Here is a 10549-nt window from a genome sequence, read left to right on the forward strand (position 1 = left end):
CCAAGTCACACGTTGTGCTTGGCCGCCCGATGACTTTAGACTTAAAGTCAACTTTAAGGTCAATAGGTTTTTCAGGGTGAGGTATGAGAATAGGCGAACTGGCAAAAATCAGTGGGCTGGCTCCGTCACGCATCCGTTTCTATGAAGCCAGTGGCTTGATTAGCGCCGTCGAGCGCAAGGCCAATGGATACCGGGACTATGCGCCTGATACCGAATGGGTGCTGCAACTTATAACCAGCGCACAGGCGGCAGGTTTTTCTTTGGAGGAGATCCGGCAATTGATGCCGATGGACGCCAGTGGCTGGCGGCACGACGAGTTGCTCACTGGGCTCAAGCAAAAGGTTGAGGAAATCAGTGCGCTGGAGGAACGGCTAGCACAAAACAAAGCGCAACTTCTGCGCGTCATCGAAGGCATCGAGGGTAAGCCCGAAGGCATGGCGTGCGCGGACAATGCGCAAATGCTGATAAATCGTTTGCGTGAAGAAGGGGTTGGCCAAGCGTCCGGCAAGCGTGCGGTAACGTCTTCAACGAGAAAAAACGCCCGCCAGGCTTCCGGGGCCTGACAGGCGCAAAAAGTCTCAGCGCTCGCCAATCAGGCCGGCGAGCGGTTTGGGGGCATAGAGCGCACTCTGAAACGCTGGCACGTATTCGTACTTCATCATTTTCCCAAGCTTCAGGGGGCGGAGGTAATTCGACAGAGCGCCGTCGCCTAGTGTGAGGGTGGCTGAATCTGCGTCGTGGCTCGAGCCGTGACGCAGTTGGCGGGAAACCGCATAACCGTATGCCAACTGGCCCTGATGATCGAGATTGGTGAAGCTGCTGGTGACGATATCGACTTCGCGAGAGAGCTTGTCGAGTTTCTTCGCTTTGAAGGACACGTCGACTTTTCCGGTCTGGCTGTCGGTGCTGCCAAGACTTCGATTGAACACCCCACTCGGTTGTCGGGCGCCCATCGGGTGACACACTTGCCAGGACCTGGCGCGTTGAAAATCGACTGACCTTGAAAAAGGTATTGACCTTAAAGTCGACTTCAAACTTAAGGTGGCCGCATATCCAATTGAGGACTGCTCCATGAATGTGTTCGACACCCTGATGCTTCCCAACGGTTCGACCGTCAAGAACCGAATCGCCAAAGCCGCCATGGAAGAGAACATGGCGGATGCCGACCAGGCGCCTTCCGAAGCACTCATGCGTCTCTATCAAGCGTGGGCCGACGGTGGTGCCGGCCTGATTATCACCGGCAATGTGATGGTCGACGGCCGCGCCATGACCGGACCGGGTGGTGTGGTGTTACAGGACGATCAGCAACTGGACAAGTTCAAGCGCTGGGCGCGTATTGGTCGATCCGGCGGCGCGCAGTTCTGGTTGCAGATAAACCACCCAGGGCGGCAGATGCAGTCCAATCTTGGGCAAAAAACCTGGGCACCGTCAGCCGTGCCGCTGGAACTGGGCACAATGTCCAAGCGTTTTGCCACGCCTCACGCGATGCCCCCCGGCGTGATCGAAGCAGTTATTCAGCGCTTTGCGAACACCGCACGCCTGGGCGAACAAGCCGGATTCACAGGTGTGGAGATCCACGCGGCCCACGGCTATTTGTTGAGCCAGTTCCTTTCGCCGTTGACCAACCAAAGGAAGGACGAGTGGGGTGGCTCTCTGGAAAATCGGGCGCGCCTGTTGCTCGAAATCGTCAAGGCGGTCAGGGCCGTGGTTTCTGTGGATTTTGCAGTGGCGGTCAAACTCAACTCCGCCGATTTCCAGCGTGGAGGGTTCACCACCGAAGACGCGAAAAAGGTCGTTGAGTGGCTCAACGACCTGGGCGTAGACATGGTGGAATTATCGGGAGGCAGCTACGAAGTCCCCGCCATGCAGGGTGACGCGCGCGATGGTCGCACCCTGGCTCGCGAAGCTTATTTCGTCGAATTCGCCCGTGATCTCCAAACCGTCGCCAAAATGCCGGTGATGGTCACTGGCGGTATACGTCGCCGCGCGGTGGCCGAAAGCGTCGTGCAGAGCGGTGTGGACATGGTGGGTATCGGCACGGCGTTAGCCATCGATCCGCACTTGCCTCGTGACTGGTTGCAGGGCAAAGACAACGCCCCTCAATTGCCGGCGATCACCTGGAAAAACAAAGCCATCGCATCCTTGGCAAACATGGCAGTAGTGAAGTTTCAACTGCGCAAACTCAGCCGGGCTAAAAAGCCTGATCCGAGCGTTTCGCCGTTGCGCGCGCTGATCGTGCAACAGCTCTTCATGGCTTATCGCACGCGCCAGTATCGAAAATGGATTGAAACGTCTGCGCATGACAAGGGCCTGGGAGACGCAAGATGACGATCGCTGTAGAGGGCTCGTTGGCTGTTTGGCAATGCGCCTGAAGCAGAAGTTTGGGACCGGCATTTTGTGACTTGTGGCCAGGATCGAGAGGAGGGCGGGATTTTTGATTATTGGGTTGTCCCGGCTAGCCTGGCTTCAGATGTCTTCGCAGAGATCCAGACGTTGGTAGATGGCCAAGCAGACGGGGAGGTGGAGTGCCCCGGTAGCGGATACGTTCGCGTGTCCCCCGATATCAGCTTCTGCGCGGCTGAAGGGGCATGACCCATGCGCGTATCTATCGATGTGCTGACGCGGCTGCCGACGCAGTGAGCCAGTGAGACCGAGCAATTGCTTCCGCATCTGTGGATGGCTGACTGATCTGTGCGAGGTGTGTACGCTGGCCGCTTACTCTTTAGCACTCCATTCGAGATACCCATATGACACCCAATCCGACAACCGATAACGCATTACGCGTTGCGTTGGTGACAGGATCAACGTCCGGTATCGGCGCAGCCATTGCACGTGTCCTTAGCCGGGCAGGCTATGCGGTGGTGCTCCATTCGCGAAACTCTGCGGATACGGGACGCGCGATGGTTGCCGAAATGAAGCAGGCTATTTACTTGCAAGCTGATCTTGCTGTCGAAACTGACAGGGTCAGGCTTGTTAACGAGGCTATCGCCGCGTGGGGGCAGCTCGACGTACTGGTCAATAACGCCGGTATTAGCAGAGTCATTGCGCACGGCGACCTTGCCTCTGCCAGTTCGACGGTGTGGCACGAGCTTAACGAGGTTAATGTCGTGGCACCGTTCCATCTGGTCGCTTTGGCCGAGTCGGCACTGCGCGATGCCGCCCGTTACCGTCGAGCAGGTTGCGTCGTAAACATCAGTTCGCATGCCGGTACCCGTCCTAAGGGCGCATCGATTCCCTATGCGGTAAGCAAAGCTGCGCTAAATCACATGACCCGCTTGCTCGCGCTAACGCTGGGGCCAGACATTCGCGTAAACGCTGTGGCGCCTGGCTTGGTCGACACGCCTCTGACCGCAGAGTGGACAGAGGCCCAAGAATTGTGGCGAACTCGCGCACCTATGCGCAGGGCCGCCAGCCCCGACGACATCGCAAAAGCGGTTGTCATGCTGGTCGAGTCGGACTACCTGACCGGCGAGATACTCCTTTCAGACGGTGGGTTGAAGCTGACTTAGGTTTAGCGTGTTTCGGTGGAGCAGAAGAGCCACGCTGTTTCACCGACTCGCTCATACGCCGGACGGATAGCATAGGCATCTGTAGCCAGCTTCTTGGCGTCCGCTGTCACGGGGCAGGCCCAGAGTCGATCCCCTCTATCCGCGTCTGAAGCCTTTGCATAAGTACTTTGCGAGGGTGATAGGATACTCGCCGATGTCACCCCAAGATTCTGGACAGGTCTACCTCGAAGTAATCGTAGGTCACCGGTTCAAGCGCCTTGACGATGTCGCGGTAGATAACCTGACGTTCGACCAATGCAGTGGTGTAACGTTGGAGCTGTGGGGGGGTCATCAAATACGCTTCTAGCAGGGTTTGCGCTTCGATGATGTCACTGTAGAGAGGGTACGCGTCCGCAGATTCCACCCCGTTTGCTTTGGTGACTACAATGTTATGCCGTAGTACGCCTCTTAGGAAAGTCGCCAGAATCATGATGTCGACAATGGGCGTGCCGGCGTAGGGAATGCCGCAGTGGGTCTGCCCGTTGAGCAAAATGAGTGGTTGGATTTTGAAGTCTTCGGGCAGACGGAAATCACGTCTCGCGCACTCTTCACGGAACTGTTTTTTGTATTTTTGGATGTAGTCTGTTTTGCGTTGAAGTTGGGTCTGGGCCTCAATGATCTTTTCCCGATGCTTGAATACTTCATCGGGGTCGACCGGTTGCAGAAAGCATTTTGCTTCGCCAATGACAACGACATTACCGATGCGCAACACGATGTCGATGTCTTCGAAGAGAGGTTCTTCCTCAACGTCTCCCGGTAAATTGAATTTCAACGCGTGGGGCATCAGAGCAACGTCCCGCTTTATCGGGGAGGCGCTGATGGTGTAATTCAACACGTCGCGCAGATAGTTTTCAAATGACAGCCCACGGGTATCAAACTTCGCACCGAGTTGGCGGATCCAGATGTCTACGTTGCGCTGGGTTGTGCCCAGTGAGGGGGTAAAGAGCACCAGCAGCTCGCTGTCGTTCAAGGCGATAAGGGGCTGTGTCCACAGTTCATTTTCTTCATGCCGCTGTGCTGCTGAGGGTGAATAGGTGAAGAACTCGAGCAGCTTGTGGCTGATGTCGGCGGTGACGCACAGTGAGTCACGGATGGCTTCTATTAACGCACCTCGTGGGATTCTGGGCGTGGTGAGTTCGGCCAATGCTTGGGTGGGGGTTTGCGGGTTGTTGGATACGTGAGACCCCTTCTTCAAAAGTGCCACCAAGCTTTGCAGCACGGTCCAGCACTTGATCACGTCGATTATCGTGCCTCCTGCGAGCCGAGGGCTTTGAAATCGGGCAAGTTCTGCGTAGTACGGCTGCAAGGCTTCTTGCATGAGAACGTAGCTTTCGCGGGACCGCTCACCGATTGTTTCATCCGCTGCCAGCACGAATGTGTAATTTCCGTCGACGGCAGTCACTGCAACGATGGGTCTAGGTATGCCGAGCGCGGCATGGCTGTTTGAGCGGCGGGCTTGCTCAAACATCGAGTGATGGTGAAGGCTACTGGCGTGATGAACGGCACTGCGACGACTTAAGGTTATCCACTTCCAATTTGCGTCAGAGGGCCGTGCTGGCGACAACTTGACGCCTTCAGCGGACTCGGTGAAAACGTAGTTATTCCACAGACACTCTTCCCATAAGTCTTCGATAATTTTGTAGAAAGTTCCGATGGCGTAATCCACTGCGATATCGCTTTGTGATGCCGTTCTCGATTGCGCTTCTTTGGCGTGCGACGGCTTCTGGCTAAGGATCATTCGAAGCGGGAGTTGTAGCCCGTCGATATCCGATTGCGCGATCTGATCCAACGAATGGGCTACACCATCACGGTCATGCACGCTGGGCAGGATATGGCTTGCACTTCGCTGCGCAGGATTCTGCGACCTGGACTCGCGAACAATGTCGGCAATTGATAACTGGTAGCCGATGGCGTTCAAGTTAGCATGGCTGACGAACGCTAACAGCTTGTCATTCCGGCTGATTTTCTTGTCAGCCGCGAAGCTCAACTCGCCCCTGATGGTTGAGAAGGCCCGGAAAAACCAGACACCGGCTTCGTATAAATTTTTGGACGCTTGATCCATCCCGTCGAGTTCAAAAGCCGCTTTCCATTCAGCCAGATTGAAACTTCTCTGATTTGGGCGGGCGACTTGGTTATCCCTGACACGCTTTGCAAAGGTCATCGAAACTCCTTGATTCATGATCTCGCTGTAGAGCAACGGCCTTAGCGATATGCAAATAGCCGTGATCAAGAATTCCCCACCTTGGGTAATGGCATTGATTTTAACCCCTGCTTAAGTCGAAACGGGAGCCTGCTTGGCGGGCTTACTGAAACAATCCGCGAACGACTTCCCTCAACCATCGATTTCCATTGTCCTGATGATAGCGGGCATGCCAATGCTGTTTGACCGTGAATCCCTCCACTTCGAACGGGCAGTCATGGACCTGTAGCCCATGCATATCGGCCAGTGTCTGCCCGATATGCCGCGGCAAGGTGCCCAGGAGATCGGTAGTCCCGATTATCATCCCTAACCCGAGAAACGCTGGCAGCTCGAGCATGATCCGCCGTTCGATCCCGGCCCGCGCCAACCCTGCTTCCAGCAGCTTCTGCCCGGTGCCGAAACTGATCTGCACATGCCCCTCGGCCCGATACCGCTCCAGGCTCATGCCATCGCCCAGGCGCGGATGCTGCGGGTTGCTCAGGCACACCCAGTCCTGCTCGAACAGCACCTGCTGATACATTCCCCCTCCCAGCCAGGGCACGAAGCCGATGGCCAGGTCCGCTTCGCCCGATTCCAGCGCGCTCTCGGTATTGCCGTCGATCCGCGCCGCCTCCAGGCGGATGCCCGGCGCATGGCTGCGCAGATGGTTGAGGATGCTTGGCAGCAAGGTGATGTGGCTGGCATCGCTGACACACAGGCGAAAACGCCGCTGCGCTGTGGCGGCGATGAACTGCGGCTCCCAGGCGGTCAGCCGGCGCAGCGATTCCAGCACCTCGCGGCACGGCCCTATCAGCTGATCGGCGCGGGGGGTAGGGGCCATGCCGCCCGGCGTACGCACGAACAGCGGGTCGTTCAATTGCTCGCGCAGGCGCGCCAGCCAGATGCTGATGGTCGGCTGGCTCTGCCCTAACTGTTCTGCGGCACGGGTCACGCTGCGGCATTGGTACAGCACGTCGAACAGCTGCAGCAGCTTGGGTTCGGGCAGGGCCTCCAGGGTAGTCATTATTGAAATTCTCAATAGCTGTATTGAGGTCATTGTATAGCGCAAATAAACCCCGCTGCATAAGGTGATCGCAAATCACAGGAGGTCTGCGACGTGAAAATCTGCATTCTGGGCGCCGGTGCACTGGGGTGCGCCATTGGCGCAGCCCTGAGCGAGGCAGGGCATGAAACCTGGCTGCTGAACCGCGGCCGCGCGCATGTCGAGGCGATGAACCAGCATGGGCTGCGGGTGCAGGACGAACGGGGCGAGCGCTATGTACCGGTCAACGCGGCCATCGAAGCCGAAGACGTTGGCGTGACCGATTTGGTGGTGGTGCTGGTGAAGTCGTTTCACACTGCCGAGGCCATCGCCGGTGCCCTCGCGCTGATAGGCCCACAGACGTTGGTGCTGTCGCTGCAGAATGGCCTCGGCCACGAGGATATCCTGGCCGAAGTGGTGGGTCGCGAGCGGGTGCTGGCTGGCAAGACCTATGTCGGCGGTGTGCTACTCGCACCGGGCTCGATCCGCGCCGGTGTGGCCGGCAAACAGACTTTCATCGGTGAGCTCGACGGCCAGCTGACGCCCCGCGTGCAGGCCATCGCCGAAGCGTTCAACAATGCCGGGCTGGCCACCACGGTCAGCGACAACATCCTCGGCACCATGTGGGACAAGCTGCTGGTCAACGTCGCCACCGGTGCATTGAGCGGCATCACCATGCTCAGTTACGGCCAGCTGTACAGCGAGCCGCTGCTGGAAAGCACCGCCAAGGCCGCCGTGGCCGAGGCCATTGCCGTGGCCGAGCGCGCCGGCATCCGCTTGAGCCTGACCAGCCCCGAGGCTGCCTGGTCACTGGCCGCCGAGGGCCTGCCGGCGAGCTTCCGCACCTCGATGCTGCAGAGCCTGGAAAAAAACTCGATCACCGAAATCGACTTCATCAACGGCTCCGTCGTGCGCTGGGGCCAGCGCCATGGCGTGGCCACGCCGGTCAACGCGACCCTGGTGGCCTGCATCAAGGGTATCGAGCGCGCCATGGCCGATCAGCAGAAGAGGGAAACCCCATGAGCCAGTCAAAAGCCTACCTCGAACACGTGGCGTTCTGGGTGCAGGACATTCAATGGCATATCCGCTTTTTCAGCGAGGTGTGCGGCATGACCATGCGTGAAGTGCAGGGTGACGTCGAGCAGCCGGCACAGTACTGGACCCTCGGCGGCCTGCAGTTCATTCACCAGCCGGACTTCGCTGGCCCGGAAGGGCGCCTGGCGCACCTGGGCATCATGTGCGAAGACCTGGAAGCGGCACTGGCCGCTGCCCAGCGCTTTGGCGTCAGCGAAATGCCCCAGGGCCGTAACTGGTTACGCCTGCCTGATGGCCTGGCGGTGGAGTTCATCCAGGCGCTGCCGGCCAAATGCGTAGCCCAGGCACTGGCCATCGACCCGCGCGCGGAGGTGCAGGCATGAGCGTGATTGAAAAGTACTGGGACGATGCCCGCGAAGGCGATGAGTGCATCAGCCCGACCTACACCGTGACCCGCGAACGCATCCTGGCCTACGCCGACCTCACCGGCGACCACACCCCGGTGCATGTCGACGAGGCCTACGCCAACGCCAGCCACTTTGGCTGCCTGGTTGCCCACGGCCTGTTCGGGCTGTCGATCGCCGACGGCCTGAAGACCCAGTGCGAGTACCGCTTCCTACCGGGCATGTCGCTGGGCTGGACCTGGGACTTCGTGCTGCCGATCAAGGTCAACGACGTGCTCCACGTGCGCATGCGGGTGGGGGCGATGCGCCCGAGCAACAGCCGACCTGGCTGGGGCATCGTGGTGCTGCCTTCGGAACTGATCAACCAGCACGGCGAAGTCGTGCAACGTGGCGAGCACCGGTTGATGGTGCCGCGCAGGGCTGCAGCATGAGCCAGGCATTGCCATTGGCGGGTATCCGCGTCATTGACTACAGCCACTTCCTCGCCGGCCCCTATGTCGGCCGTTGCCTGGCGGCGCTCGGCGCAGAGGTGATCAAGGTCGAGCGGCCGGGTAGCGGCGACGCTGGCCGCCAGCATGCGTTCACCCTGGACGACCAGCAGAGCGGCTATTTCCTGCAGCTGAACATGGGCAAGCAGGGCGTCAGCGTCAACATGAAAGACCCGCGCGGCAAGGCGTTCATGCAGCGCCTGACCGATTCGGCCGACGTGTTCATCGAGAACTACCGCCCCGGCGCCCTGGACAAGCTGGGCCTGGGCTACGCCGAGCTGTCGGCGCGCAACCCGCGCCTGGTGTACTGCTCGATTTCCGCCTACGGCCATACCGGGCCGGACGCCCACCGCGCCGGCTTCGGCCTGATCGCCGAGGCCAAGAGCGGGATCATGCAGATGGTGGGCGTGCCGGGCGAGGCACCGCCGCTGCTGCGTATTTCCCTGGGCGACATGTACACCGGCATCCACGCGGTGGCGGCGATCAATGCCGCGCTGCTCGGCCGGGTGAGCAGTGGCCGAGGCCAGCACATCGACATGGCGCTGTACGACACCCTGGTGTCGATGCACGAATACGCGGTGCAGTGTTACACGCTGTCCGGTGGCACTGTGTTGCCCCAGCAGACCGGCCACGACATGCCCACTTCGACCCTGTACGGCGTGTTCCGCGCCACCGACGGCGACCTGGTGATCGCCGCCCAGGTCGACGATGCCTGGCAGCGCTTCGCGGCCATGCTCGAAGCCAACGGCGGCCCGCCCGGGTTCGGCAGCGACCGCCGCTACCACAGCCTCAACGGCCGCAATGCCCACCGCGAGGCGATCCTGGCGGTGGTCCGCGACTGGGTTGGCGCGCGTCGGGTGGCCGAGATCCTCGCGTTGCTCGATGGCATCGACATCCCCAGTGCCAAGGTTCAACGCATCGACGAAGTGCTGGCCGACCCGCAGATCCAGGCACGCAACATGGTCATCGAGCAGCAGCACCCACGCTACGGCACGCTGCGCCTGGCCAACCTGCCGTTCCGCTTTTCCGACTGCGACACCACGATTCACCAAGTAGCCCCGGACCTTGGTCAGCACAACGCCGAAGTGGCCGCCGGGCTTGGCTTCAGTACTGAAGAAATCATTGCCTTGCAGGCGGATGGCGTGTTGTTTACCCACGGAGATGCACGATGAGCGACCGCTACGCAGTGATCGGCCGACCGATCAACCACACCAAGTCCCCACTGATTCATGGCCTGTTCGCCCAGGCCAGCAACCAGCAGCTGGAATACGGGGCTATCGAGGGCTCGCTGGACGACTTCGAAGCCCAGGTACTGCAGTTTCGTAGCGAAGGCGGGAAGGGCATGAACATCACTGCCCCGTTCAAGCTGCGTGCTTTCGAGCTGGCCGACCGGCGCAGCGAGCGGGCGCAATTGGCACGGGCGGCCAATGCGCTGAAGTTCGAGGATGGCTGCATCGTCGCCGAGAACTTCGATGGCATCGGTTTGCTGCGGGACATCGAGGAGAACCTTGGCGAGCCGCTGCGCAACCGCCGTGTGCTGCTGCTGGGCGCTGGCGGCGCGGTGCGCGGGGCGTTGCTGCCGTTCCTGCAGGCGGGCCCACGCGAGCTGGTGATCGCCAACCGGGACATGGCCAAGGCGCTGGCGCTGCGTAACGAGCTCGATCACCCGCGTCTGCGCATCAGCCGCTACGAAGCGCTGGAAGGGCAATCGTTCGACATCGTGGTCAACGCCACCTCGGCGAGCCTGACCGCTGACTTGCCGCCACTGCCGGCTGATGTGCTGGGTGAGGCGGCCTTGGCCTACGAGCTGGCCTATGGCAAAGGCCTCACGCCTTTCCTGCGCCTGGCCCGCG

At 59.9% G+C, this 10549-nt stretch carries 11 protein-coding genes and 1 pseudogene; 9 read left to right on the top strand and 3 right to left on the bottom strand.

What is annotated here, in order from left to right:
* The first annotated feature begins 83 nt into the window (after nt 1-83).
* Nucleotides 84-563 (top strand): MerR family transcriptional regulator, encoded by a 480-nt coding sequence (locus tag ACTJJN_RS10805; protein WP_221100113.1) that lies wholly within the window; start codon nt 84-86, stop codon nt 561-563.
* Nucleotides 564-578: 15 nt separating this feature from the next.
* Here ACTJJN_RS10805 and ACTJJN_RS10810 read toward each other — a convergent pair.
* Nucleotides 579-905 (bottom strand): annotated as a pseudogene (locus tag ACTJJN_RS10810) (hypothetical protein); the annotation flags it as partial.
* Between the two features lie 166 nt (nt 906-1071).
* On the opposite strand from ACTJJN_RS10810, the gene ACTJJN_RS10815 reads away from it, so the two are divergent.
* The 3 genes from ACTJJN_RS10815 (at nt 1072) to ACTJJN_RS10825 (ending at nt 3509) form a co-directional block, all read left to right on the top strand.
* Nucleotides 1072-2328, top strand: a complete 1257-nt coding sequence (locus ACTJJN_RS10815) for an NADH:flavin oxidoreductase/NADH oxidase family protein (protein ID WP_440781243.1) — start codon at nt 1072-1074, stop codon at nt 2326-2328.
* A gap of 69 nt (nt 2329-2397) precedes the next feature.
* A complete protein-coding gene (locus ACTJJN_RS10820; RefSeq protein WP_401223596.1) occupies nt 2398-2592 on the top strand; it encodes a DUF6196 family protein in 195 nt (64 codons plus the stop codon).
* Between the two features lie 155 nt (nt 2593-2747).
* The gene (locus ACTJJN_RS10825) at nt 2748-3509 is read left to right on the top strand and encodes an SDR family NAD(P)-dependent oxidoreductase (RefSeq protein ID WP_440781244.1); all 762 of its coding nucleotides are present in this window, start codon (nt 2748-2750) and stop codon (nt 3507-3509) included.
* Nucleotides 3510-3705: 196 nt separating this feature from the next.
* Here ACTJJN_RS10825 and ACTJJN_RS10830 read toward each other — a convergent pair whose 3' ends face one another.
* Entirely contained in the window at nt 3706-5709 is a 2004-nt protein-coding gene (locus ACTJJN_RS10830; protein ID WP_440781245.1) for a hypothetical protein, read from the bottom strand.
* A 142-nt stretch (nt 5710-5851) separates the two neighbouring features.
* The gene (locus ACTJJN_RS10835; RefSeq protein WP_003248234.1) at nt 5852-6751 is read right to left on the bottom strand and encodes a LysR family transcriptional regulator; all 900 of its coding nucleotides are present in this window, start codon (nt 6749-6751) and stop codon (nt 5852-5854) included.
* A 93-nt stretch (nt 6752-6844) separates the two neighbouring features.
* On the opposite strand from ACTJJN_RS10835, the gene ACTJJN_RS10840 reads away from it, so the two are divergent.
* From ACTJJN_RS10840 to aroE, 5 genes are all read left to right on the top strand, one after another.
* Complete coding sequence (locus ACTJJN_RS10840) at nt 6845-7792, top strand: ketopantoate reductase family protein (RefSeq protein WP_221100111.1); 948 nt, start codon at nt 6845-6847, stop codon at nt 7790-7792.
* Nucleotides 7789-8187 carry a VOC family protein gene (locus ACTJJN_RS10845; RefSeq protein WP_003248238.1) on the top strand — a complete coding sequence of 133 codons (399 nt, stop codon included), beginning with the start codon at nt 7789-7791 and terminating at the stop codon, nt 8185-8187. Before ACTJJN_RS10840 ends, ACTJJN_RS10845 begins: the two co-directional genes overlap by 4 nt.
* On the top strand, nt 8184-8639 hold the full coding sequence (locus tag ACTJJN_RS10850; protein ID WP_004576665.1) for a MaoC family dehydratase: 456 nt from the start codon (nt 8184-8186) through the stop codon (nt 8637-8639). Before ACTJJN_RS10845 ends, ACTJJN_RS10850 begins: the two co-directional genes overlap by 4 nt.
* Nucleotides 8636-9868 (top strand): CaiB/BaiF CoA transferase family protein, encoded by a 1233-nt coding sequence (locus ACTJJN_RS10855; RefSeq protein WP_014756511.1) that lies wholly within the window; start codon nt 8636-8638, stop codon nt 9866-9868. The genes ACTJJN_RS10850 and ACTJJN_RS10855 overlap by 4 nt, the downstream gene beginning before the upstream one ends.
* On the top strand, nt 9865-10549 hold a 685-nt coding region (gene aroE / locus ACTJJN_RS10860; protein WP_440781246.1), incomplete at its 3' end, for a shikimate dehydrogenase. The genes ACTJJN_RS10855 and aroE, both read left to right, overlap by 4 nt.

This window comes from Pseudomonas sp. 22515 (assembly GCF_052044625.1).
Taxonomy (GTDB): domain Bacteria; phylum Pseudomonadota; class Gammaproteobacteria; order Pseudomonadales; family Pseudomonadaceae; genus Aquipseudomonas; species Aquipseudomonas alloputida.